The sequence below is a fragment of the Streptomyces sp. NPDC041200 genome (assembly GCF_055591805.1).
Genome location: NZ_JBVIZF010000012.1, coordinates 147,842 through 171,150, shown reverse-complemented (window position 1 = coordinate 171,150; position 23,309 = coordinate 147,842). Strand labels below are relative to the sequence as shown.

25 protein-coding genes are annotated in these 23,309 nt (G+C 71.3%); 11 read left to right on the top strand and 14 right to left on the bottom strand.

Annotation, left to right across the window (positions count from 1 at the left end; genetic code table 11):
- Nucleotides 1-10: 10 nt before the first annotated feature.
- Genes ACZ6CL_RS25515 through ACZ6CL_RS25505 form a run of 3 tightly spaced genes read right to left on the bottom strand, consistent with a single transcriptional unit; the run spans nucleotide 11 to nucleotide 1,678 of the window.
- Nucleotides 11-703 carry a hypothetical protein gene (locus ACZ6CL_RS25515; RefSeq protein ID WP_468939155.1) on the bottom strand — a complete coding sequence of 231 codons (693 nt, stop codon included), beginning with the start codon at nucleotides 701-703 and terminating at the stop codon, nucleotides 11-13.
- Complete coding sequence (locus tag ACZ6CL_RS25510; protein WP_468939153.1) at nucleotides 703-1,215, bottom strand: RNA polymerase sigma factor; 513 nt, start codon at nucleotides 1,213-1,215, stop codon at nucleotides 703-705. Before ACZ6CL_RS25510 ends, ACZ6CL_RS25515 begins: the two co-directional genes overlap by 1 nt.
- Before the next feature lie 31 nt (nucleotides 1,216-1,246).
- Nucleotides 1,247-1,678 carry an ATP-binding protein gene (locus tag ACZ6CL_RS25505; RefSeq protein WP_468939151.1) on the bottom strand — a complete coding sequence of 144 codons (432 nt, stop codon included), beginning with the start codon at nucleotides 1,676-1,678 and terminating at the stop codon, nucleotides 1,247-1,249.
- A gap of 115 nt (nucleotides 1,679-1,793) precedes the next feature.
- On the opposite strand from ACZ6CL_RS25505, the gene ACZ6CL_RS25500 reads away from it, so the two are divergent.
- The 5 genes from ACZ6CL_RS25500 to glxA all read left to right on the top strand — a co-directional run bounded on the left by ACZ6CL_RS25500 (nucleotide 1,794) and on the right by glxA (nucleotide 7,750).
- On the top strand, nucleotides 1,794-2,624 hold the full coding sequence (locus ACZ6CL_RS25500; protein ID WP_468939149.1) for a helix-turn-helix domain-containing protein: 831 nt from the start codon (nucleotides 1,794-1,796) through the stop codon (nucleotides 2,622-2,624).
- Entirely contained in the window at nucleotides 2,621-2,800 is a 180-nt protein-coding gene (locus ACZ6CL_RS25495) for a DUF397 domain-containing protein (RefSeq protein WP_468939146.1), read from the top strand. Before ACZ6CL_RS25500 ends, ACZ6CL_RS25495 begins: the two co-directional genes overlap by 4 nt.
- 76 nt (nucleotides 2,801-2,876) lie before the next feature.
- Nucleotides 2,877-3,557, top strand: coding sequence for a FadR/GntR family transcriptional regulator (locus ACZ6CL_RS25490; protein ID WP_468939143.1), 681 nt, complete (start codon nucleotides 2,877-2,879; stop codon nucleotides 3,555-3,557).
- A gap of 338 nt (nucleotides 3,558-3,895) precedes the next feature.
- Nucleotides 3,896-5,746: a glycosyltransferase family 2 protein gene (locus tag ACZ6CL_RS25485; protein WP_468939140.1), complete on the top strand. Its 1,851-nt coding sequence runs from the start codon at nucleotides 3,896-3,898 to the stop codon at nucleotides 5,744-5,746.
- Between the two features lie 3 nt (nucleotides 5,747-5,749).
- Nucleotides 5,750-7,750, top strand: coding sequence for a radical copper oxidase GlxA (gene glxA / locus ACZ6CL_RS25480; protein WP_468939138.1), 2,001 nt, complete (start codon nucleotides 5,750-5,752; stop codon nucleotides 7,748-7,750).
- A gap of 7 nt (nucleotides 7,751-7,757) precedes the next feature.
- Here glxA and ACZ6CL_RS25475 read toward each other — a convergent pair whose 3' ends face one another.
- From ACZ6CL_RS25475 to ACZ6CL_RS25455, 5 genes are all read right to left on the bottom strand, one after another.
- On the bottom strand, nucleotides 7,758-8,837 hold the full coding sequence (locus ACZ6CL_RS25475; RefSeq protein WP_468939135.1) for a glycoside hydrolase family 6 protein: 1,080 nt from the start codon (nucleotides 8,835-8,837) through the stop codon (nucleotides 7,758-7,760).
- A gap of 156 nt (nucleotides 8,838-8,993) precedes the next feature.
- On the bottom strand, nucleotides 8,994-9,323 hold the full coding sequence (locus tag ACZ6CL_RS25470; protein WP_468939132.1) for a hypothetical protein: 330 nt from the start codon (nucleotides 9,321-9,323) through the stop codon (nucleotides 8,994-8,996).
- Between the two features lie 52 nt (nucleotides 9,324-9,375).
- Nucleotides 9,376-10,086 carry a class F sortase gene (locus tag ACZ6CL_RS25465; protein WP_468939129.1) on the bottom strand — a complete coding sequence of 237 codons (711 nt, stop codon included), beginning with the start codon at nucleotides 10,084-10,086 and terminating at the stop codon, nucleotides 9,376-9,378.
- On the bottom strand, nucleotides 10,079-10,630 hold the full coding sequence (locus tag ACZ6CL_RS25460) for a hypothetical protein (protein ID WP_468939126.1): 552 nt from the start codon (nucleotides 10,628-10,630) through the stop codon (nucleotides 10,079-10,081). Before ACZ6CL_RS25460 ends, ACZ6CL_RS25465 begins: the two co-directional genes overlap by 8 nt.
- A gap of 117 nt (nucleotides 10,631-10,747) precedes the next feature.
- The gene (locus ACZ6CL_RS25455) at nucleotides 10,748-11,530 is read right to left on the bottom strand and encodes an HAD-IIA family hydrolase (protein ID WP_385437024.1); all 783 of its coding nucleotides are present in this window, start codon (nucleotides 11,528-11,530) and stop codon (nucleotides 10,748-10,750) included.
- Nucleotides 11,531-11,686: 156 nt separating this feature from the next.
- On the opposite strand from ACZ6CL_RS25455, the gene ACZ6CL_RS25450 reads away from it, so the two are divergent.
- On the top strand, nucleotides 11,687-11,881 hold the full coding sequence (locus ACZ6CL_RS25450) for an antitoxin (protein ID WP_468939123.1): 195 nt from the start codon (nucleotides 11,687-11,689) through the stop codon (nucleotides 11,879-11,881).
- Between the two features lie 5 nt (nucleotides 11,882-11,886).
- Here ACZ6CL_RS25450 and ACZ6CL_RS25445 read toward each other — a convergent pair whose 3' ends face one another.
- Together ACZ6CL_RS25445 and ACZ6CL_RS25440 are read right to left on the bottom strand one after the other, a co-directional pair.
- Nucleotides 11,887-13,266, bottom strand: coding sequence for a hypothetical protein (locus ACZ6CL_RS25445; RefSeq protein WP_468939121.1), 1,380 nt, complete (start codon nucleotides 13,264-13,266; stop codon nucleotides 11,887-11,889).
- A 117-nt stretch (nucleotides 13,267-13,383) separates the two neighbouring features.
- The gene (locus ACZ6CL_RS25440; RefSeq protein ID WP_468939324.1) at nucleotides 13,384-14,472 is read right to left on the bottom strand and encodes an ROK family transcriptional regulator; all 1,089 of its coding nucleotides are present in this window, start codon (nucleotides 14,470-14,472) and stop codon (nucleotides 13,384-13,386) included.
- A gap of 67 nt (nucleotides 14,473-14,539) precedes the next feature.
- Here ACZ6CL_RS25440 and ACZ6CL_RS25435 point away from each other — a divergent pair, with 67 nt between their 5' ends.
- From ACZ6CL_RS25435 to ACZ6CL_RS25415, 5 genes are all read left to right on the top strand, one after another.
- Nucleotides 14,540-15,670, top strand: a complete 1,131-nt coding sequence (locus ACZ6CL_RS25435) for a Gfo/Idh/MocA family oxidoreductase (protein WP_468939118.1) — start codon at nucleotides 14,540-14,542, stop codon at nucleotides 15,668-15,670.
- On the top strand, nucleotides 15,667-16,155 hold the full coding sequence (locus ACZ6CL_RS25430) for a heme-degrading domain-containing protein (protein WP_468939115.1): 489 nt from the start codon (nucleotides 15,667-15,669) through the stop codon (nucleotides 16,153-16,155). The genes ACZ6CL_RS25435 and ACZ6CL_RS25430 overlap by 4 nt, the downstream gene beginning before the upstream one ends.
- Nucleotides 16,156-16,241: 86 nt before the next feature.
- A complete protein-coding gene (locus ACZ6CL_RS25425) occupies nucleotides 16,242-17,618 on the top strand; it encodes a DHA2 family efflux MFS transporter permease subunit (RefSeq protein ID WP_468939112.1) in 1,377 nt (458 codons plus the stop codon).
- A 7-nt stretch (nucleotides 17,619-17,625) separates the two neighbouring features.
- Nucleotides 17,626-18,132 carry a GNAT family N-acetyltransferase gene (locus ACZ6CL_RS25420; RefSeq protein WP_468939110.1) on the top strand — a complete coding sequence of 169 codons (507 nt, stop codon included), beginning with the start codon at nucleotides 17,626-17,628 and terminating at the stop codon, nucleotides 18,130-18,132.
- A 100-nt stretch (nucleotides 18,133-18,232) separates the two neighbouring features.
- A complete protein-coding gene (locus ACZ6CL_RS25415; RefSeq protein WP_468939107.1) occupies nucleotides 18,233-20,266 on the top strand; it encodes a sulfatase-like hydrolase/transferase in 2,034 nt (677 codons plus the stop codon).
- Between the two features lie 19 nt (nucleotides 20,267-20,285).
- On the opposite strand, the gene ACZ6CL_RS25410 is transcribed toward ACZ6CL_RS25415, so the two are convergent.
- The 4 genes from ACZ6CL_RS25410 to ACZ6CL_RS25395 all read right to left on the bottom strand — a co-directional run bounded on the left by ACZ6CL_RS25410 (nucleotide 20,286) and on the right by ACZ6CL_RS25395 (nucleotide 23,260).
- A complete protein-coding gene (locus ACZ6CL_RS25410; protein ID WP_468939104.1) occupies nucleotides 20,286-21,152 on the bottom strand; it encodes a fumarylacetoacetate hydrolase family protein in 867 nt (288 codons plus the stop codon).
- A 139-nt stretch (nucleotides 21,153-21,291) separates the two neighbouring features.
- A complete protein-coding gene (locus ACZ6CL_RS25405) occupies nucleotides 21,292-21,981 on the bottom strand; it encodes a YidC/Oxa1 family membrane protein insertase (protein ID WP_468939101.1) in 690 nt (229 codons plus the stop codon).
- Nucleotides 21,982-22,093: 112 nt separating this feature from the next.
- On the bottom strand, nucleotides 22,094-22,414 hold the full coding sequence (locus ACZ6CL_RS25400; RefSeq protein WP_468939098.1) for a DUF6412 domain-containing protein: 321 nt from the start codon (nucleotides 22,412-22,414) through the stop codon (nucleotides 22,094-22,096).
- A gap of 36 nt (nucleotides 22,415-22,450) precedes the next feature.
- Nucleotides 22,451-23,260 carry a class E sortase gene (locus ACZ6CL_RS25395; protein ID WP_468939096.1) on the bottom strand — a complete coding sequence of 270 codons (810 nt, stop codon included), beginning with the start codon at nucleotides 23,258-23,260 and terminating at the stop codon, nucleotides 22,451-22,453.
- Nucleotides 23,261-23,309 lie beyond the last annotated feature (49 nt).

The window sequence follows — 23,309 nt, the reverse complement described above, 5'->3', positions numbered from 1 at the left end:
CGGCGCCGCGTCACCCGCCCTGCGGGCCGAGCCGGAGCGCCTTGCGCACCGCCGGGCTCAGGGCCACGTCGTTGTCCTGCCCGGCGACCGCCGCGCCGTCCTCGACCGCGTACCAGCCCTGGGTGGTGTTCACCAGGACGTAGCGTCCACCATCGCCCTCTTCGAGCAGCAGGACGTATTCCTTCCCGGCGGTGAGTCCGGCGGTCTCGGGCCCGGATCCGGGCGTCGTGTAGGCCACCTGAATCGCGTCCCCCGACGTCCGGCCCTTGGCGGTCGCCACCACCTTCGCCGTGGCCACCGTCGTGCGGACATCGTCGTCGGTCTCCTCGCGCCCGGCGCCGAGCCGCGCCCGTACGATCACGTCCGCCGCCCCTTCCAGCCTGGCCGTGCTGCCGAAGTAGGGCTCATCGGCCATCGCGCCGCCGCCCGGGCCCTCGCCCGGCGCAGCCGACTCGCTCCCCCGCCCGGCCGGGTCGTCCTGGAGAGCGGAGAGGGTGACGCCGCCGATGGCGATGACGACCCCGCAGGCGACGGCGGCCACCAGGAAACCCCGTCGCGACGAACGAGGAGCGGCTGCCGCGGAAGGTGCGGCGCTCGCGGGTCCGACCAGCGCGGCGAGTTCGTCGCCGGCACGTGCCGACAGGCCCTCGTTCGCGCTGCCCGGGACCGGGTTGGCCTTCTTGATCAGAGACTTCACGCGCATCACACTCGCTCCTGAGGCAGATCGTAGACGTCACGAAACGCTTTGCGTGCTCGGTGCAGCCGGACCCATACCGCGGACGCCCTGCACCCGAGGACTTCACCGGTTTCCGCGGCGCTGAGCCCGTCCCAGTAGCTCAGCAGCAGCACCTCGCGGTGCGCCGACGACAGCTGATCGAGCGCGTCGAGCACGGCGTTGTCCTGGCCCGACGCCGGAGCACGGCCCAACGCGTCGGCGACGGCGCGGTGCGTCTCCGTCAGGCGTGCCGTTGAGCGGTAGTGGTTGCTCAGCAGGTTGCGCGCGGTGACGAAAAGCCACCCGGTCCCCACGTCAGCACCGGCGGCCATGCGCTCCCACGCGGTACGGAAGACCTCGGCGGTCAGGTCTTCCGCCTCGGCCTGGTCGCCCGACCGCCGGAGCACATAGGCGCGCACCCGCGGGTGGTCACGGACGTACAAGGCCGTGAACCGCGCCGCGGCGCGGTCACGGTCGCTGCGGGTCTTCAAGGTCTCCACACCCCTTATATGTCGCGAACGCGGCGCATCCTTACCTATCGGCTCCAGAAGTCTTCACGTGCGCCCAGACGGTCTTGCCCGGCCCACGGCGCTCCTTGACGCCCCAGCGGTCGGCCAGCGCCTCGACCAGGAGCAGGCCACGGCCCTGTTCGTCGACGGAGGTGGGGGTCTTGGGGGTGGGCTGGCGGTCGTGGGTGTCCGACACCTCGATTTCCAAGCGGCCGGTCTCGTGGTCGTACCGCAGGAGGAGGGCGAAGTCCCGGCCCGGGACGCGGCCGTGGAGGACGGCGTTCGCGGCCAGTTCGGCGACGACGAGCACGGCGTCGTCGCTGGGGCCGAGACCCCAGGAGGTGAGCTGGTTGGCGGTCAGCAGACGGGCGAGCCGGGCCCCGCGCCGGGTGGCGGAGAATCGCTGTGCGAACGTACGTACGGTGACGGGGACTTGGCCCTGTGGTGCGGTCATGGGCGGAAGCGTTGCGGTGCGGGGGCGGCGCTAGCCAGGTATGACACCCACCCAGTTTCTTCTGTACCAGTTGACTCGCTGGACTGGGGTGGTCACCGGGCGTGACCATGTACGTATGGGAGCAGACAGCAGCGAACCCGAAGTCTCGGACAGCCTCAAGACGTTTGGCGCGGTGTTGAAGGCGCTGCGGGACGAAGGGGGGTTGACGCAGGAGCAGTTCGCGCCGCGCGTGCGGTACTCGGTGACGTATGTCGCCAAGATGGAGCAGGGTCGGCGCTTCCCGCCGAAGGAACTCGTCCCGCGAGTGGAGGAGGTGTTGGGTGCGCTGGCCGCGCGAGTTCTGGGCGCGGCGTACCGCAGCCTGACACGGAAGGTGGGCCTCGCATCATGGGTCCAGCACTGGGCGGGAATCGAGGAGGAGGCAGTGACCCTTCTCGCTTACGACTGCGCGGTCGTGCCAGGTTTGCTTCAACCCGAGCCCTACATGCGCGCGATCTTCGACCGATACATCCCGCACACTCCTGCGGAGGAGTATGAGCACCAGGTGATCGCACGCCTGGCAAGGCAACAGCTATTCGCGGACTTGCCAAACACCTCGTTCTGCTTCGTCATCGAACAAGCCCTGCTGGACAGGTGCTTCGGCGGCCCGGAGGTCACCAAGGCGCTTCTCGATCACCTGCTTCAGCAGCAGCGTCGCCAGAACGTGGAGATCCAGATCATGCCGCTGCGGCAGCAGGACCACTCCGGCGCCGAAGGGTCGATGCGTCTCGCCGAAACGGTCGATCACCAGTGGATGGGCTACATCGAAGCGCACGGCACCAGCGTCCTGATCACCGAGCCAAAAGCCGTCAGTGCAATGCATCAGCGCTATGGCAAACTGCGCTCACAGGCTCTGAGCCCTCAGGCCACCACGAGCCTGCTGGAGCAGATGCGAGGAGCGCTATGAGCAGCACCACCGAACTCAACTGGTTCAAGAGCAGCTACAGCGGCGGCGGGGGCGGCGAGTGCGTCGAGGTCGCCATGAGCACCGACGCCGTGCACGTTCGCGACTCCAAGGACACCCAACTCGACCACCTCACCGTCTCGCGCGAAGCCTGGACCGCATTCACCGCGCAGCTCTGAGGAACACCCCGCGCCGCTGCCGCTAAGCTGACCGGAATCGGAGGTGGCGGTGGCGGCGGCGCACGCGCGGGGTGGGATGGCTGGCGACATCCAGGAGCGCATCAAACGGCTCATCATCGACCGGCGGCTCCCCTCCGGCGCTCCGTTGCCCACCGAGACGGAGCTGATGGAGCTGCTCGGGGTCAGCCGCAACTCCGTGCGCGAAGCACTGAAGGCACTCCAAGCCATGGGGATCGTCGAGATCCGGCACGGCTTCGGGACCTACGTGGGGCCCATGTCGATGGCGCCCATGATCGAGGGGCTGATCTTCCGGACCGTCGCCGGTCACTATCGGGGCGAGGACAGCCTGCTCCAGCTGCTGGAATTGCGCGAGGCGATCGAGACGGGGCTGATCGCGCGGCTCGCCGGGCGGATACCGGCGAAGGACCTCACGACGCTGGACGACATCGTGCGGCGGATGGAGGCCGAGGCGGCCGAGGGCGCCGTCCGCGCGGAGACCGATCGCGCCTTTCACGCCGCGCTGTACGGGAGCCTGGACAACACGCTGCTCAGCGAGGTGCTGGAGGCGTTCTGGGACGCGTTCCACCGGGTGCGTACGGACCTGGTCGACGTGCCGACCGACCCCCACGTCACCCTCTCCCAGCACCGGCAGATCCTCGAAGCGGTGCGGTTCGGGGACGCCCTACGCGCCGAAGAGGCGATTCGCGACCACTTCTGCAACATCCGCAACAGATTGCGTTCGCCGCATCACGAATAAGCCGTTTTCGCGACCGGCCGCGACGGCTCTTCCTTGCGCTCCTTTGTCCGAATAAGGGTGCGTTTCTCCTTGCGATCACACAGGCGTGTTCGAGACCCTGATCTGGGTGCATCGCACACCAACACGGCCTGTGACACGGGGTGTTGGGATGCCCCGGGGGGAAACCGGACGGGAGGGGTCCGGCACACTTCGTACACAAGCAGAACGCGGCCATTCCATATTCGATTCCATTCGACGGACGCGGCCGCTCCACTATCGTGCCCGTACGGCCGTGGGGGGTCGTGCCGGCCAGGAGAACGTGACGACACGCACCAGCCCGCGTGCGGGGGGAATGACTCATGACGTCGACGCCGACAGGCGCCCGGCAGCATCCGCATGGCCAGAAGCCGCATGACCAGCGGTCGCAGGACCAGGATTCGTACGACTCGTCGACCACGACTCGCTTACGCATCCCGCGTCAGCAGCGCCCTCATCGGCGGCGGCCGCTGCCGAAGTACGACTACGAGCACTACAGCAGACTCGCGGGACCGCTGACCCAGCCCGACCCGACCACCGCCTATCGCGTGCGCTACCGCAGCCTGCTGGCGGACGAGCCGCACCGCATCCGCGCCGCGCTGCTGCTGGGCGCGGCGCCGCTGGTGTCGCTGGGGCTCCTCTTGTGGCTCATTCAGCCCGCGCACTGGACGGAGCGGGACGGCCAGAGCCCCACCATGGCGGTCCTGGACACCATCATGCTGGTCTCGATCGGGCTGATCGAGCTGTTCCGCACGATGAACGTCGCGTCCAACGCGCACGCGACGCTCGTGGCCCGCGATCCGGTCCCGGTCGTGCCCGAGACCGGGACGAAGGTCGCCTTCATCACCACGTTCGTGCCCGGCAAGGAGCCGATCGAGATGGTGACGAAGACGCTCCAGGCGGCGGTCAGGGTACGGCACCGGGGCGAGCTGGACGTCTGGCTGCTGGACGAGGGGGACGACCTTGAAGTGAAGGAGGTGTGCGCGCGCCTGGGCGTGCGCCACTTCAGCCGCAAGGGCGTCGAGAAGTGGAACCAGGCCAAGGGCCCGTACCGGGCGAAGACCAAGCACGGCAACTACAACGCCTGGCTGGACGCCCATGGCGACGCGTACGACCTCTTCGCCTCGGTCGACACCGATCACGTGCCGCTGCCGAACTACCTGGAGCGGATGCTCGGTTACTTCCGCGACCCGGACATCGCGTTCGTCGTCGGCCCGCAGGTGTACGGGAATTACGACGCGGCGGTGACGAAGGCCGCCGAGAGCCAGCAGTTCCTGTTCCACGCGCTGATCCAGCGCGCCGGGAACGCGTACCGCGCGCCGATGTTCGTCGGCACCAACAACGCGGTGCGGATCAGCGCCATCAAGAGCATCGGCGGGCTGTACGACTCGATCACCGAAGACATGGCGACCGGCTTCGAGCTGCACCGGCACCGCAACGCCTCCACCGGGCGGAAGTGGGGCTCGGTCTATACGCCGGACGTGCTCGCGGTGGGCGAGGGGCCGAACGCCTGGACGGACTTCTTCACCCAGCAGCTGCGCTGGTCGCGCGGCACGTACGAGACGATCCTCGGACAGTTCTGGAAGGCGCCGTTCTCGCTCCCGGCGGGCAAGCTCTTCAACTACACCCTGATGGTGATCTTCTATCCGATGTCGGCTCTGAACTGGATCCTGGCCGGGATCAGCTGCGCGCTGTTCCTCGGCTTCGGGGCGTCCGGCATCCAGATCGACCCCGCCATCTGGATGATGCTCTACGGCAACGCGTCCGCGCTCCAGATCGGCCTGTACATCTGGAACCGGCGGCACAACGTCTCGCCGCATGAGCCGGAGGGGTCGGGTGGCGTCGCCGGAATGGTGATGTCCGCGATGTCCGCGCCGATTTACGCGCGCTCCCTGATGGATGCCGTACTACGCCGCAAGAGCCGCTTCGTCGTCACCCCCAAGGGCGACTCGTCGAGCCCCGACACCCTCTTCGGGACCTTCCGGATCCACCTTTTCTTCCTGGTGGTCTTCGGCGGGTCGCTCGCCTCTTCCTTCTACTTCGGCCACAGTCATCCAGCGATGACCGTTTGGGCATCACTCGCCCTGGCTATCACAGCCGCTCCGATCATCGCCTGGCGGTGGACCGTCCGCCAGGAGAAACGGACAACGCAGCCCGCTCTTGGGGGACGATAAGACGTGAAGTACCGACCGAGTCGCCGCACCCGCCGCTTCGGAATCGGTGCGGCGGCCGTGACCGTGCTGGCCGGGATGAACGGCCCGGCACTCTACCGATTCAGCTCCGCGCAGTATCACGATTACAAGATCAACCAACCGGAGTACATGGCCGAGAACGGCCATTGGGGCGTGGTGAACGTCCCGGAGGAATATCGGATCAATACGATCCACGCCGCTCTGCTGCACACCGGCAAGGTGCTGCTGGTCGCCGGTTCCGGGAACAACGCCAAGAACTTCGACGCCAAGTCCTTCCGTACCGTCCTGTGGGACCCGGAGAAGAACACGTACCGGAACATCCCCACGCCCAAGGACCTCTTCTGCTCCGGACACACCCAGCTGCCGGACGGCAAGCTGCTGGTGGCGGGCGGCACGCAGCGGTACGAGAAGCTCCGGGGCGACGTCGAGAAGGCGGGCGGGCTGATGTTCGTCCACAACGAGGACCCGGACAAGCCGAAGACCTTCCCGTCCGGGACCCGCTTCACGGGCAAGAAGAACGGAAAGACGTTCGAGTCCAAGGACCCGGTCCTCGTCCCGCGCGCGAAGAAGAAGACGAACGCGAAGACGGGAAAGGTCACCGTCACCGCCAGCACGGCGCGGGTCTATGTCGAGGCGCGGCAGAAGGGCAAGAAGTACCAGACCGGAACCGAGGACAATTACCGGATCTCCGGGCTGAAGGGCAAGGACAAACAGAACTACTACGGCATCGCGCAGAAGCTGTCGTTCGACAAGAAGGACTTCCAGGGCATCAAGCAGGCCTACGAATTCGACCCGGAGTCGGAGCGGTACATCACCATCGACCCGATGAACGAGGCCCGCTGGTATCCGACCCTGACGACCCTGCAGGACGGCCGCGTGCTGGCCGTGTCCGGGCTCGATGAAATCGGCCAGGTCGTGCCGGGCAAGAACGAGATCTACAACCCGAAGACGAAGAAGTGGAAGTACCTGCCGAAGCGGCGCTTCTTCCCCACCTACCCGGCGCTCTTCCTCACCGAAAAGGGCCGCGTCTTCTACACCGGCTCGAATGCCGGATACGGACCGGCCGACAAGGGCCGCACCCCCGGCATCTGGGATCTGAAGAGCAACAAGTTCCAGGTGGTGCCGGGCATCAGCGACCCGAAGCTGCTGGAGACGTCGATGTCGGTCATGCTGCCCCCGGCGCAGGACCAGCGGTTCATGGTGCTCGGCGGCGGCGGCGTCGGCGAGTCCACCGAGTCCACCGCCGGGACGCGGATCGTCGACCTGAAGGACGACCAGCCGCGGTTCGAGGACGGACCGGACATGTACGAGAAGGCGCGCTATCCGAGCAGCGTCATCCTGCCGGACGACACGATCCTGACCACCAACGGCTCCGGCGACTACCGCGGCCGCAGCGACACCAACGTGCTGAAGGCCGAGCTGTACGACCCCAAGACCAACCGCACGCGCGGGGTCGCCGATCCGCTGGTCGGCCGCAACTACCACTCGGGCGCGCTGCTGCTGCCGGACGGCCGGGTCATGACCTTCGGTTCCGACTCGCTCTTCCAGGACAAGGCGAACACCAAGCCGGGCGAGTTCCAGCAGCAGATCGACCTCTACCGGCCGCCGTATCTGTACCGGGACTCGCGGCCCAAGCTCGACGCCGAGGGCGGCCCGAGGACGGTCAAGCTGGGCGCGACGACCACGTACAAGACCGAGCACGCCTCGGCGATCAAAAAGATGCGGCTGATCCGGCCCAGCTCCTTCACCCATGTGACCAACGTCGAGCAGCGGTCGATCGCACTCGACTTCAAGCAGACGAAGGAGGGCGTCTCGGTGACCCTGCCGAAGGACCCGTCGCTGGTGCCGCCGGGCTACTACATGCTGAACGCGGTCGACGACCAGGGAACGCCGTCCAAGTCGGTGTGGGTGAAGGTGCCCGCGACGGCCGCCCCCAAGGCCGCCAAGGCCGCCAAGGTCATCGGCGGGGCGGGCACCGCACGCTGAGCGCGAGCTAGGTGGCGTTCCGGGCGAGGTCAAGTGCGTAGCGCGGCCACCACTGGCCCGCCCGGGGGCCGCCCTTGCAGGGGCCGTCGGACTCGCCCGGGCGCTTGATCCACAGGTAGGCGTCGACCTTCTGGTCGCCGGTCTCGACCGTCGGCGGGTCGCCGAGCGCCCGGCCCTTCGGGTTGCACCAGGCCTCCGGGTCGTCCTTGCCGGGGGCCGGGCCGTTCCCGTTGCGGCCGGTGTCGATCACGAAGGGCTTGCCGCCGACCATCGCGGACAGCTTCCTGCCGTAGGCCTTGTTCTCGGCGGTGCTCTGGAAGTTGGAGATGTTGAGCGCGAAGCCGTCCGCCTTGGCGATCCCGGCGCGCTTGAGCGGCCCGGCCATCGCCTTCGGGTCCTTGATCCAGCGCGGGTTTCCGGCGTCCAGGTAGACCTTGGTGCGGGGCAGGCCCTTGAGCTTGTCGACGGCGCCGGTGAGCAGGTCGTACCGCTCCTCGTGGAACTTCTTCGGCGTGCAGCCGTCCGCCACGTGGGGCAGCGCGTCGGGCTCCAGGATCACCGTGGCCGGGCGGTTGCCGATGCCCCGGACGGCCTTGTCGAGCCACGCCCGGTAGGCGGCGCCGTCCGCCGCGCCGCCCTTGGAGTACTGGCCGCAGTCGCGGTGCGGGATGTTGTAGAAGACCAATAACGCGTCGCGGTCCTCGTGCGCGGCGGCCTGGGTGAAGCCGCGCGCCTGGCCCTCCGGGTTGTCCACCCCCAGCCACTCCGCGACCGGCTGCTCGGCGATCTTCTGTATCAGCCGGGCGTCGTCGGCCTCGCCCTTCTCGCGGTACGCGGCGACCTGCTTGGCGGCGCTGCCGTCGGGGTTGACCCAGTAGGGCACGGTGGCCTTGGGGCGCTGCTTCTGACGGTCCGGCGGGGCGGCGTTGTTCTTCTCCTTGGGGCCCTCGGAGGCGCCGAAGCAGCCGGTGAGCGTCGCAAGCGACAGCAGCGCTCCGGCGGCCGCCACGCCGTTGCGCCGGAGATTCCGCTTACGGTTGTGGTGGCGGGCAACAGTGTGCCGACGGCCGGTGTAACTGCCGTACATCCACTCCCCCTTGGGTGCACGCTCCGGGGGAGGAAAGTGAGCCCCCGGGTGAGACAAGCCGGTCGAATCCATCCTTGCACAGGGCCCCTGCCGCCCGGGCCCGCATCCTCAACCGGAGGCGGGTTTTCGCCCGTCCGGCGCGATTCGCACGGCGTTCTACCGACGGAAGCGGCGGCGCAGGCTCCGGCGGAGGCGGCCCCGGCGGGAAGCGCGGGCCGCGGGGCGGGGCGAGCCGAGGTCGCGGCTCGCCGGATGCCAGGGGTGGTCGGGGGACTCGATCGGTGCTTTGCGTTCCGCTTGCGCCCTGACCTCCAGGTGGGACTGATACCCCGACACCTGCCACGCCTGGTCATGTGCCGCCACGGCCGCGCGGATCGCCGACCCCGCGACACCCCGGCGGCGGGCCAGGACGGCCAGCCAGCCGAAGAAGCCCATGACGGCGACCAGCGCGCCGACGAAGATCACGTACGGCAGGACCCCACCCATACAGCCACCGCCTTCGCGTCCACCGAGTCCCCGGCTCCAGAACGGGCGGGGGTCAGCCCGCGTTCCCGGGGGTGGCCCGGGGGGCGTGCGGCCTTGCGCTCGTGCTCGTGCTCGTGCTCGTCAGGTACGCGGACACCACCACGTTCGCCGAGTACGTCCGGGTCTCCCGGTCGAACCGGCCGCCGCAGGTGATCAGCCGTAGCTCCGCCCGGCCTCCGGTTCGCGGGCCGTACACGCGGCGCGCGTCGAAGCGCTTGGCGGTCACCATCGCCACGTCCTCCACCGTGAACTCCGCCGTCGTACCGTCCGACCGCGCGACCCGGACCGTCTCACCGCGCCTGAGGTCGCGCAGCCGGTAGAAGACGGCGGGCTTGGAGCGGGTGTCGACGTGGCCGACCAGCAGCGCCGCCCCCGGCGTGCCCGGTTCGGGCCCGCCCCGGTACCAGGCGACGGAGTCCGCGCGGCTGAAGGGCGGCGGCTTCACCGCACCCTTGCGGTCCAGGCCCGCGCCGATGACCGGGGCGTGGACCCCGGCCGCCGCGATGTCGACCCGTTCCGGCCGGGCGGCCGGAAGCGGGGCGTGCGCCACGGGCAGCGGATGGGCCGGGGGACGGCCGACCGCGGCCGCGTCCCCCGTCATGGGCGCAGGGGCGCCCGTACCGTCGGTGATGTCCCGGCCCCACATCCACAGCCCGAGCAGCAGCGCCACCCAGGCCAGGCCCATGGCCAGCCGTCCGGTTCCGGCGAAGCGCGTCTCAGACATCGCCGCCCACCCGCTGCCGCTGCCGTCGCCGCCGTACCGCGAGCCCGGCGACGGCCACCGCCGTACCGCCGGACAGCACCAGGCCGTAGGCCTCCGCGCCGCCGAGGCCGCTGTGGGGTGTCTCGACGTCGGGCGCGGGCCGTGGGGCGCCGCCGCCGCCCGCGCGCACGGGCGCGACGGGCGAGGGCGGGCGCTCCACGGCGACGGACACCTTCCCGGTGCCGGTGCCCGGATCCGCGCCGCCGCCGCAGTCCACGGCGACCCGGTGCGCGCCCTTGGCCGCCGTCGAGCGGATCGTCGCCTCGCTGAACAGCCCGTCGCCGTCGGGGGTCAGCTCCGCGTCGCTGACGAACACCGGTGAGGTGGCCGTCGCCGCCCTGCCCTGGCAGCCGAAGGCCCGCACCTCCACCTCGGTGCCGGGCGCGATGGCGAGCGGACTGACCCGGATCGTGGCGGTGCCGTCGTGGCGGTGGTCGGCGAGTGCGGGGCCCGAGGCGATGAGGCAGAGCGTTGCCGCACAGAGTGTGAGGGTGCCGATGCGCATCGTGAACCTCCCACTTCGAGGCTCACGCGCCGGGCCGGGCCCCGCATCCGCTGCGGACCCGGCCCTGCTCCATATGGGTGCTCGGAAAGGTGCTCAGGCGGCTACTCAGCCGACTGCTCAGACGACGCGGTCCACGAGGTCCGCGATCGAGTCGACGACGGTGGACGGCCGGTACGGGAAGCGGTCGACCTGGTCGGCCTGGGTCACCCCGGTGAGCACGAGGAACGTCTCCATGCCCGCCTCCAGACCGGCCCGTACGTCCGTGTCCATCCGGTCGCCGATCATCGCACTGCTCTCGGAGTGCGCCCCGATCGCGTTCAGCCCGGCCCGCATCATCAGCGGATTCGGCTTGCCGACGAAGTACGGCTCCTGGCCCGTCGCCTTGGTGATCAGCGCCGCGACCGAGCCGGTGGCGGGCAGCGCGCCCTCGGCCGAGGGGCCGGTCTCGTCCGGGTTGGTCGCGATGAACCGGGCCCCGTCGTTGATCAGGCGGATCGCCTTGGTGAGCGCCTCGAAGCTGTACGTACGCGTCTCGCCGAGCACGACGTAGTCCGGCTCGACGTCGGTCAGTACGTAGCCGATGTCGTGCAGGGCGGTCGTCAGCCCCGCCTCCCCGATGACGTACGCGGTGCCGCCGGGGCGCTGCTCGTCCAGGAACTGGCCGGTGGCCAGCGCCGACGTCCAGATGTTCTCCACCGGTACGTCGAGGCCGATCCGGGACAGCCGGGCGTGCAGATCGCGCGGGGTGTAGATGGAATTGTTCGTGAGCACGAGGAACGGCCTGCCGGATTCGCGCAGCCGCTTGATGAAGGCATCGGCCCCGGGCACCGGTATGCCCTCGTGCATCAGCACCCCGTCCATGTCGGTGAGCCATGACTCGATCGGCTTGCGCTCTGCCACTGGTTGCTCTCCGCTCGGCTTGCCGTTTGAACGTTCGACCGTCTGGGCGACGTCCACAGCCTAACCGGGGGCTCCGGAGGCTCGGCGCGACAGACCCGCACAGGTGTCCGATCCTGTGGGGAGGGGGAAACGCGAGCCGACGGTGAGGAGACCGCCATGGGCATCATGGACAAGCTGAAGGACGCGATCGCCAAGAACCCGGACAAGAGCCGACAAGGCGCACGCAAGGGGGCGGAAGCCGCCGACAAGAAGACCGGCGGCAAGCACTCGGAGCCGATCCAGCGCGGCGCGGACAAGGCCGACGACGAACTCCGCCGCCGGGGCGAGGGGCCCCGGGGCGGTGAGCGGTAGCGTCCTCAGCGCCTAGTGCGCCGGGACTTCACGACGAGGGCGACGCCCCCTGCGACGAGCCCGACACTGACGACACCGAGCCCTGCGAGCCGGACGTTCTGCCCGGTCGCGGCCAGCTCGGGCCTCCAGTGCCCGGGGCGGCGGGCGTCGTCCTCGCCGTCGTGCCGGGCGTCGCCCTTGTCGGCGTCCTCGCCGGGGGCGTCCTCGCCGGGGGCGGTCTCCTCGGGGTCGGTTCCGGGGTCTTCCGTGTCGTATCCGGGGTCGGACGCGGGCGGGGTTTCGGTACCGGGGTCGGTGCCGGGGTCGGTACCCGTTTCGGTGCCGGGATCGGTTTCGGTCTCGGTACCGAGGTCGGTTCCCGGGTCGGTTTCGGTCCCGGTGCCCAGGTCAGTTTCGGGCTCGGGGTCGGTGTCGGTGTCGGAGGATCCCGTCTCGGTGCCCGTGTCCGTGCCAAGGTCCACGTCGGCGTCCAGATCCTCGTCGGTGCCGGAATCCGCCAGGTCCTCGGTGCCCTGATCCGTCTCACTGTCGGCGCTCGGCGGCACCGCGACCGGGCTCCGGTCCAGGCGGCGGGTCGGGCTCGGCGCGACGCTCGGCTCAGCGGGCTCGGCGCTCGGCTCGGGGTCCGGCTCCAGCTCGGCGCTGGGCTCGGCCTCCAGCTCCGCCCTGGGCTCGGGTTCCGGCTCGGCGCTCGGCTTCGTCTCCGGTACGACGGGTGCGCTGTCCGCCCCCGACGTACCGTCGTCCGCGTCGGCGCCCGTCCCCGCCCCCGTCCCAGCGTCGATCCGGAACGCGTAGTCGTTCGACTGCCCGACCCAGCCCCCGTCGTCCGCGCGCCGCTGTACGGCGATGGCGTTGGCCGTGACCGGGCCCAAGGGGGCATCAGAGGTGAAGCGGGAACGTATGTCGACGTCGACCGTCTTCCCCGCCGCGACCGTGAACCCCTTGAAGTCCTTCTCGAACACCCCGATGTTCTCGTCCTCATCGGTGGTCTGGAACGAAACGTCCCGCCAGGTGCCGCCGTCCGCGTACGGGTCCAGGAACTCCAGCTGGATCTGGCGGGGCCGCAGTGCGTGGCCGTGGTCGACGAGGACCGTGACGGGGTGGATCGCCCGGCATCCGGTGTTCGTGGTGTTGCGCAGTTCCAGGTGCCACTGCTGCCACCCGGCCCCCCGCGCGTAGTGGTCCGGCCCGCCGCGCAGCCGGGTTTCTATCGGGAAGTCGGAGGCGGTCTCGTCGCCGCAGGCCGGGGCGGGTTCGGGCGCGGGCGCGGCGGCGTGCGCTCCGACCCCGTACAGGGCCGGGGCGAGCGCGAGCGCGGCCGCGGGGAGGGCGGCGCGGAGGGACAGGGCGGCGCGGAGGGACAGGGCGGTGGGCAGGCGCATGGGTGACCTCTGCTGGCAGCGGCGTATCCCCGAGCACTCCGCCACATTCCGCGTGCGCACGCCGACACACCGCCGGGGCGGCCGATTGACCCCGACTGGCCGTCAACAAACCCTCGATCAGCCCAATGCGAAGAGCGGGGCGAGGACGAGCTGGGCCGCCCCCTCGACCACCGCCCGCGCCCCGCCGCGTACGACATCGACGGGGACCGTGGAGCGGTTGGTGCGGGCGGCGTCCTCGGCGAGCACGGCGGCCACGCCGCGTACATAAGACTCGGGCGCGGCCAGCACGATCCGGCCGCCGAGGAGCACCCGGTCGATGTCGAGGAGCCGTACGAGGTTGGCGGCGCCGACACCGAGCAGCCGGGCCGCCTGCGTCTGTGCGCCGCGAGCCACGGCGGCCAGGCACAGGGCTTCGAGGCAACCGTAGTTGCCGCAGCCGCAGCGCGGTCCGTCGAGCTGGACCACCTGGTGCCCGAACTCCCCCGCGTCCGTCCGCGCTCCCCGGTACACGCCGCCGTCGAGCACGAGCCCGGCGCCGAGGCCGGTGCCGAGGTGCAGATACGCGAACGAATCGACGGGGACGGCCGGGGCCGCGAGGCCGAGGGCGGCGGCGTTGGTGTCCTTGTCGAGGACGACGGGCAGGCCGAGCCGCCGGGCGAGCGCGTCGCGCAGCGGGAGCCCGTCCCACTGCGGGAAGCCGGTGACCCGGTGCAGTACGCCGGAGCCGTGGTCGAGCGGGCCGGGCGCGGCGACGCCCACCCCGAGCAGCCCGTTCGCCGCCGTATCGGCGATCAGCGCCCCGACCTCCGACGCCGCCGCCGTCAGCGCCCGGTCCGCCTCGGCGCCGAAGTCGAAGCGTGCCGTACGGAAGGCCACCGGCGTGCCCGCGAGGTCGACCAGGACCGCCGTCAGCTCGTCGCGGTCCAGGTGGAGGCCGATCGCGTGGCGGGCGTCCGGGACCAGGCGGAGCACGGTGCGCGGCTTGCCGCCGGTCGAGGCGCGGCGGCCCGCCTCGGCCGCCAGGCCCTCGGCCCGCAGCCGGGCGGTGATCTTGCTGACGGCCTGCGGGGTGAGTCCGGTGCGTTCGGCCAGTTCCAGCCTGCTGACGCCGTCCTCACCCGCGTCGCGCAGCAGGCGCAGGACGAGGGCGGCGTTGTGGCTGCGCAGGGCGGACAGATTGGCTCCGGGCCCGGCCGCCCCCGACATCGTGCTGTTCACACCCCCATTGTGGTCATCGCTTGCGCTTTAGCAACACTGTTGTCAAAGTGGCGGCATGGATGCCAATAGCAGGGATGACAGCAGCACGGATGAGCGCGGCAGGGACAAGAGCACGCTCCGGGCCGGACTGATCGGTTACGGCCTCGCGGGCTCCGTCTTCCACGCCCCCCTGATCGCCGCCGCCGAAGGCCTCGCCCTCGACACCGTCGTCACCGCCAGCCCCGAGCGGCAGCAGCAGGCCCGCGACGAGCACCCGGGCGTGCGGATCGCCGCGTCCGCCGACGAGCTGTGGGCCCGCGCCGGTGAGCTGGACTTGATCGTCATCGCCTCCCCCAACCGCACCCACGTCCCGCTCGCACGCGCCGCGCTCCAGGCCGGGCTGCCCGTCGTCGTGGACAAGCCGCTGGCCGCGACCGCCGCCGAGGCGGAGGAGCTGGCCGCGCTCGCCGAGGCGCGCGGGCTCCTGCTGAGCGTCTTCCAGAACCGCCGCTGGGACAACGACTTCCTCACCCTGCGCTCGCTGCTCGCCGACGGCGCGCTCGGCGAGGTGCTGCGCTTCGAGTCGCGGTTCGAGCGGTGGCGGCCGCAGCTCAAGGGCGGCTGGCGGGAGTCCGGCGACCCGGCCGAGATCGGCGGGCTGCTGTACGACCTGGGCAGCCACGTGGTCGACCAGGCGCTCACCCTCTTCGGCCCGGCCGCCTCCGTCTACGCCGAGGTCGACGTACGCCGTACCGGGGCGCAGGCCGACGACGACACGTTCATCGCCATCACCCATGCGAACGGCGTCCGCTCGCAGCTGTGGATGAGCGCGATCACCGCCCAGCTCGGCCCGCGCTTCCGGGTGCTGGGCAGCGAGGCGGGCTACGTGAAGTACGGCCTGGACCCGCAGGAAGCGGCCCTCCGCGAAGGGCTGCGCCCGGCCGAATCCGGGGCGTGGGGCGCCGAGCCCGAGTCCGCGTGGGGCCGTCTCGGCGCGGGCGAATCGCCGCTGACCGGCGGCGGACGGCCCGTCCCCACCGTCCCCGGCGACTACCCCGCGTACTACGCCGCCATCGCGACCGCCCTCCGCGACGGCACCCCGCCCCCGGTCACCGCGGCCGAGGCGGCGGCGGCGCTGCGGGTGCTGGAGGCGGCCCGGGTGTCGGCTACGGAAGGCCGTACGGTCCACCTCGGAGGCGCCGCGTGAGCACCCCCGCGTCCGATCTCGCGGACCTCGTCGCCCGGTTGGAGGAGCAGGAGCGCCGGCTGCGCCTGCCGTCCCTCAGTAACGACGACGCCTGGCGCCTCGGCTGCCTGATCGCCGACATGGCCGGGGCGCGCGACGCGGCCGTGACCATCGGCATACGACGCAACGGCCAGCGCCTCTTTCACCGCGCCCTGTCCGGCACCACGGCGGACAACGACGCCTGGCTGGAGCGCAAGTGCCGGGTCGTCGACCGGTACGCCGCCTCCTCCTATCTCGTCGGCACCCGCTTCCGGGCGAAGGGCACGACCTTCGAGGAGTCCTCCCGGCTCGACCCCGACCGCTACGCCGCGCACGGCGGCGCCTTCCCGCTCCATGTGACGGGCACGGGCGTCATCGGCACGGTCGCCGTCTCCGGTCTGCCGCAGGCGGAGGACCACGCGCTGGTGGTGGAGGCCCTGGAACGGTTCCTCGCGATCGGGGCCTGACCTGCGTCATCGCGCGGCGTCGCTGCTACATCGCCGCGCCATCGCTTCGCCGGGCACCGAAGTTTTCCGCGCCTACGGTGACGTGCATGGCGACGAAAACCCGTACCCCGGCAACCGGTACCCCGGCCGTTCTGTCGTGCGCGCTGGTCGCGGTGTGCACGGGCTACTTCATGGTCATCCTGGACAGCACGATCGTGAACGTCGCCCTGCCCGCCCTGCGGACCGATCTGCGGGCGGGCGTGAACGGGCTCCAGTGGGTGGTCGACGGCTATCTGCTGGTGCTGGCGGCCGGGCTGCTGTCCGGCGGGGCGCTCGCGGACCGCTTCGGCGCCCGGCGGGTGTTCCAGGCCGGGCTCGCGGTGTTCGTGGCGGCGTCGCTCGGCTGCGGGCTGGCCCCCGACGTACGGGTCCTGGTGCTCGCGCGGGTGGCGCAGGGAGCGGGAGCGGCGCTCTCGGTACCGGCCTCGCTGGCGCTGCTGCGGGCCGCGTACACCGACCGGACGGCGCGCGCCCGCGCGGTCGGGGTGTGGGGCGGTATCGCCGGGGTGGCCGCGGCGGGCGGTCCGATCCTCGGCGGCGTGCTGGTGGCGGCGGTCGGCTGGCGGTGGGTGCTCTTCGTCAACGTGCCCATCGGGCTGGCCGCGATGGCGCTGACCGCACGGTACGTACCCGCGCCGCGCGCGCGGACCGGCCAGGGGCTGGACCCCGCCGGGCAGATCACCGGCGTAGTCGCGCTGACCGCGCTGGCCCTCACCATGATCGAGGGCGGCCGCTCCGGGGTGAACGCGCTGGTGGCGGGCGGTGCGCTGGTGTTCGTCCTGGCGGGTGCCGCGTTCCTCGCCGTCGAACGGGCGGTACGCGCGCCGATGCTGCCGCTCGGGCTGTTCCGCAACGCCACCTTCGCCGGGGGTACGGCGGTCGGGCTGCTGATCAACCTCGGCTTCTACGGCGAACTGTTCGTCCTCAACCTCTCCTTCCAGCAGACCCTGCACTACTCCGCGCTGCTCGCCGGGCTCGCGCTGCTGCCGCAGATGGGCGTGGCGGTTGCCGGTTCATGGCTGTCCGGGCGCTTCACCGCCCGGGCCGGCAGCCCGCGGCCCACCCTGCTCATCGGCCTGGTCACGGGCGGAGCGGGGCTGCTCGGGCTCACCGCGGCGGTCGCGCACGTTCCGTATGCGCTGCTGGTACTCCCGCTGATGGCCACCGGCTTCGGGATGTCGTTCACCATGCCCGCCGTGACGACGGCCGTCACCGAGGGCGTGCCCGGGGAGCGGGCCGGGCTCGCCTCCGGCGTGATCAACGCGGCCCGCCAGACCGGCGGCGTCATCGGCGTCGCCCTGCTCGGCGCCCTGGCCGGTGGGGGTGCGGTTGCCGGGCTGCGTACGGCGCTGGCCGTCGCGGGGCTGGCCTTCCTCGCCGGGGCCCTGATAACCCTGCGCACCGTCGACCGCGCCGTGCCATGATCCTGCGGTGCCCGCCTCTGAGATACGTCCCCGCACCGACCAGGACCTGGCGGCCTGCGTCAGCGCGCTCGCGACCGTCCAGCGGGCCGACCGCTACCCGGTCCACTGGCCCGACGATCCGGAGGGCTGGCTGACCCCGGACGCCATGCTCGGCGCCTGGGTCGCGGCCGAAGGCCCCGCCGTACTCGGCCACGTGACGCTCACCCGGACCGATCCCGCCCTCGCGGACGCCATCGGCGCACCGGCCGAAGGGCTCGCCGCGATCGCCAGACTGTTCGTCAGCACCACGGCACGCCGCCGCGGGCTCGCCGCCGAACTGCTCGGGCACGCGGCCCGGTCGGCGGAGGCGGACGGGCTGCGGCCCGTACTGGAGGTCGACTCGGGCGCCACGGCGGCCATCGGGCTGTACGAGCGCGCCGGGTGGCGCTTCGTCAGGGCCATGACCGCCGACTGGCACACCGCGGACGGACGGCTCGCCGTGGTCCACGCGTACAGCGGACCCGCTGGTCGTTGAACACTTCCGGCCGCCGGACCGTACGGGGTGACGGCGGCCCTTGACCCCCGAGCCTGGTCCGCCGTGCCACCACCGGGCCCCGCACGGAAGGACCTTCGGGATGCGTCAGCTGCCGGACAAGGACGACGCCGACAAGGCTGCCCCGAAGGAGGGCGAAACCCCGGAGGACCGCTCGCCGGAGCGGAAGCCGGACGCCGCCGCCGAGAGCCAGGGCAGAGACCCCGGCGACCCCAAGGGCGAGGACGACACCAAGAACGACGCCGACGGTGATGACGACGGCGAGGACAACGCCGACGACGAGGCTGAGGCCAAAGCCCCCGACGACACAGCCGCTGACGACAAGGCCACCGCCCCCGACGACGACCCACCCGCCGAGCTGCTCGGCGCCGCCACCCCCGGTGACGGCACCGACGACGAGGTCCCGGAGCGGGCCGTGAGCGGCGGGCGCGGCGGCTGGCGGGGCCGGTATCCCGTCGCGGCGCGCGCCCTGTCGTGGACGGTCACCGGGCTGTCCCTCGCGCTGGTCTTCGTCGCGCTGCTGCTGCCGCAGAAGCTGGAGCTCCTCACCACCGAGCACTTCGCCCGCATCCCGGTGGAGCTGATCTTCGGGGCCGGTCTGCTGCTGCTCCTGCCGACCGTCGCGCGACGGGTGGTCGCGGTGCTGGCGGGGCTGTTCCTGGGCGCGCTGGCCATCCTGAACATGCTCGACATGGGCTTCAACGAGTTCCTGGGCCGCGGCTTCAACGTGGTGCTCGACTGGATCCTGTTCGACGACGCCCAGGCGTACCTGGAGGACTCGGTCGGCCAGACGGCCGCGGCGGCCGCCGTGGTCGGGGTCGCGGTGCTCGTCCTCGCCGTGCTCACCCTCATGGCGCTCGCGGTGCTCCGCATCGGCAACGTCATGGCCCGCAACAGCGTCGTGGCGACCCGCACCACCCTCGTGGCCGGGACCGTCTGGGTCGCCTGCGCGTCGGTCGGCGCGCAGGTCGCGGGGCTGCCGGTGGCCTCCCGGAGCACGTCCGAGCTGGTCCAGGACCGGGCCGAGCGGGTGGAGAAGACCATCAAGGACGAGGAGGAGTTCAAGAAGATCGCCGCCTTCGACACGTACGGCGACACCCCGGGCGACCAGCTGCTGACCGGGCTGCGCGGCAAGGACATGATCTTCACCTTCATCGAGAGCTACGGCCGCAGCGCGATCGAGGACCCGGCGATCGCGCCCGGCGTCGACGCGACGCTCACCAAGGCGACCGAGCGGCTGGACAAGGCCGGATACGCCGCCAAGAGCGGCTGGCTCACCTCGGCGACGTACGGCGGCAACAGCTGGCTGGGCCACTCCACCTTCCTGACCGGGCTGTGGATCGACAACCAGAACCGCTACCGCACCGTCACCGCGGGCGACCACCTGTCCATCCCCCGCGCCTTCCAGCGCACCGGCGCCTGGCGGACGGTCGGCATCATGCCGGGCGTCCAGAAGAGCTGGCCGGAGGGCACGTTCTACGGCCTCGACCACGTCTACGACTCGCGCGAACTGGGCTACAAAGGGCCGAAGTTCAGCTGGTCGACCATGCCGGATCAGTACGCGCTGAAGGCGTTCGAGCAGCTGGAGCACGGCAAGAAGCACGACAAGCCGCTCATGTCGCTGAACATCCTGACCTCCAGCCACCAGCCCTGGGCGCCCATCCCGAAGACCATCCCGTGGAGCAAGGTCGGGAACGGCTCGGTCTACAAGGACATCGAGAAGGCGGGCAAGCGGCCCGAGGACGTGTTCACCGACTCCACCCAGGTGAAGCAGGAGTACGGCAAGTCCGTCCAGTACTCGGTGAACAGCCTCATCGACTACGTGATCAAGTACGGCAACAAGGACACCGTGCTCGTCTTCCTCGGCGACCACCAGCCGCTGGCCCGGGTCAGCGGCAACAACGCGAGCCGGGACGTGCCGGTCTCGATCGTCGCCCGTGACCCGAAGGTGCTGGACCGGATCGCCGACTGGAAGTGGGCGGACGGCCTGATGCCCCGCGCGGACACCCCGGTGTGGAAGATGAACAGCTTCCGCGACCGCTTCTTCAAGGCGTACGGCTCGACGCCGAGCGCCAAGACCAAGGTGCCCACGCCCTCTTCGTCTTCGTCGAAGTAGCGGGCGGCGGCCCCCGGCGTCAGGCGTCCTTGAACTCCTGGCGCTGGCGGCCCAGTCCGTCGATCTCCAGCTCCACCACGTCCCCGGCCCGCAGGTACGGCTTGGGCTCGGGGCGGCCCATGGCGACGCCCGCCGGGGTGCCGGTGTTGATGACGTCGCCCGGGTAGAGGGTCATGAACTGGCTGAGGTAGCGGACCACCTCGGCGACGCCGAAGATCTGCTCGGCCGTCGTGCCGTTCTGCTTGATCTCACCGTTGACCCACAGCCGCAGGCCGAGGGCCTGCGGGTCCGGGACCTCATCGGCGGTGACCAGCCAGGGGCCCAGCGGGTTGAACGTCTCGCAGTTCTTGCCCTTGTCCCACTGGCCGCCGCGCTCGATCTGGAAGGCGCGCTCGGAGACGTCGTGCGCGACCGCGTAGCCCGCGACCGCGGCGAGGGCGGCCTCGTCGGAGTCGAGGTAGCGGGCGGTGCGGCCGATGACGATGGCCAGCTCCACCTCCCAGTCCGTCTTCAGACTGCCGCGCGGGACCAGCACCGTGTCATCGGGGCCGATGACCGTGTCGGGCGCCTTCATGAAGACGATCGGCTCCTCCGGGAGCGGGGCACCGGTCTCGGCCGCGTGATCGTGGTAGTTCAGCCCGATGCACACGATCTTGCCGATACGGCCCAGCGGCGGGCCGACCCGTACGCCGCCGTCCTGGATCACCGGCAGCGCGTCGGCGCCCTCGGCCGCAGCCGCCGCGCGGATGCGGGCGAGCGCCGCCTCGTCGGCGAGCAGGGCCCCGTCGATGTCCGGGACCAGGCCGGACAGGTCGCGGAGGGTGCCGTTCTGGTCGAGGAGGGCCGGGCGTTCCGCCCCGGCCGGTCCGACGCGCAGCAGCTTCATCCTCACAACTCCCTGGGCTCAGGACGGTGGGCAGGGGCAACTCCATGGCCTCTGGCCGCTCGATCCTCCATGAGCCCCTTCCAGCCCGCAAGACCTCGTTCACGGACTGGACCCGCCCCTCGCTGTCTGCTTTTCCCGCTCACCGTCCGCGGAGCAGCAGGGCCCGCTCCACCGCGGTCCAGGTGGTGGTGGTCGCGAGGTAGAGCGCGGCGGCGAGCGGCACCACGGCGGCGGTGACGAGGGTGCCGAACGAGAGCAGCGGCAGCACCCGCGCCAGCCCGGACGCGCCGGGGACCGCCGCCGCGGGGGCCGCGTCGCGGGCCGTCTTGCGGGCGCGCAGATACGTCCAGGTCGCGACGGCCGCGATCAGCGCGAACAGGCCGAGGTACACCAGCCCCTGCTGACCGACGAGCGCCCCGCTCCAGCGGCCGTCGAGCGGCGCACCGGCCAGCGTGTGGTCGAGCAGGTCTCCGGCGCCGCTGCCGGTGGAGAACACGTGGTACATGACGAAGAAGACCGGGAGCTGGATCAGGGTCGGCAGACAGCCCGCCAGCGGGGACGCGCCCTCCTTCGTCTGCAGGTCGGCCACCGCGCGGCGCAGCCGCTCGGGATCGTTCTTGTGCTTGCGGCTCAGCTCGGTGATCTTCGGCGCCAGCGCGGCACGGGCCTTCTCACCGCGCGCCGCCGCCCGGGCGAGCGGATGGAGCGCGGCCCGGACGCACAGGGTGAACAGGACGATCGCGGCGGCCGTCGCCGAGGCGCCGAACAGCGGATCGAGCCGGTCGGCCAGGGTGGTCAGCAGGGTACCGAGGGATGCGAAAACAGACATGGGAGCCCTCCACGGGTCTCGTCATGGGCCGGATGACCGAAGAAATACGGATCGGCGTGACGAGCCGCGTGGGCGCGGCGGGGTACTGCGGGGATGCTGCGGGTGCGTGCGCCTACGCGGTCGTCGGAAGGCGACGGCCGGGCGCCCGGGGCCTGGGGCGGCCCGCGGCATCGGGGTCCCGCTGCGGCAGGAACGCGGTGCGGCGCTCCCGGTCCCGTATCGCGGTGCGTACGCGCCCCGGGGGCGCGGGCACCCGGGCCCGGGCGGCGAGCACCGCGCAGGTCAGCAGCGCGGCCGCGACGGCGGCGGTGGCAGCGGTGGTGGCGGCGAGGGCGACGGCGCTGATCAGCCCGGTCTGGGTGAGCAGGGTGCCGGTCAGCAGGAAGAGGAGCACGCCCAGGTGCACGCGCAGCGTCTCGACGCGATGGGTCATCCGGCTCTCCCCCTCTCCACTCGGCCAGACCCAAGTCTAAGGGGCACCTCCGACAACGCGCGGCGCGGCCATCGTCAGCCGGGCCCACACCACCAGCCGGTAGCGGGAGGTGTATTCGGGGGTGCAGGTGGTCAGCGTGAGGTAGGAGCCGGGTTCGGTGAAGCGGTAGCGCGGATGGGCCGAGCTGTACGGCACCTTCGCGATCACCGTGCCGTCGGAGGGCGAGGTGCGCGGCAGGGTGCGCTCGACGACGTACGTATAGCGGGCGTGGTAGGTCTCCACGCTCACCCGGTCCCCGGGGCGCAGCTCATCGAGGTGGCGGAACGGTTCGCCGTGCGTATTGCGGTGGCCCGCGAGCCCGACGTTGCCCAGCTGGCCCGGCTGGGCGGTTCCCGGGTAGTGGCCCACGTACCCCCGGTTGAGCACCTTGGACTTGCTGATGCCCTCGGCGACGGGGGCCGTGAGCCCGATGCGGGGGATGCGGAGCACCGCGTACGTCTGGTCGCGGCGCGGGGTCCCGTCGCGCACGGTCACGGTCACCTCGCCGTCGTTCCTACGAGGCGCGGCGCCCGAACCCCCGGACTCCGTACCGCCGGATTCCGACCCCCCGGCCTCCGTACCGTCCGCGTCCGCTCCCCCGGACGGGGGCGTGACCGTGGGCTCCTCGGCGCCCCACCGCCGCTCCAGCTCCGCCACTTGGCGCTTCGCGCCCTGCCGTGCCTCCCGGTTGGTCCACCACAGCTGATGGGCGACCAGCAGCAGCACGACGAGCCCGATCGTGACCGCGAACTCGCCGCCGGTCCACAGCACCCGGGCCACCAACCGCCGCCGCACACCGACTCGCACACCGACCTCCCCACCCAGGCCACTGGGAGGGGCACCATAGGCCCTGCGG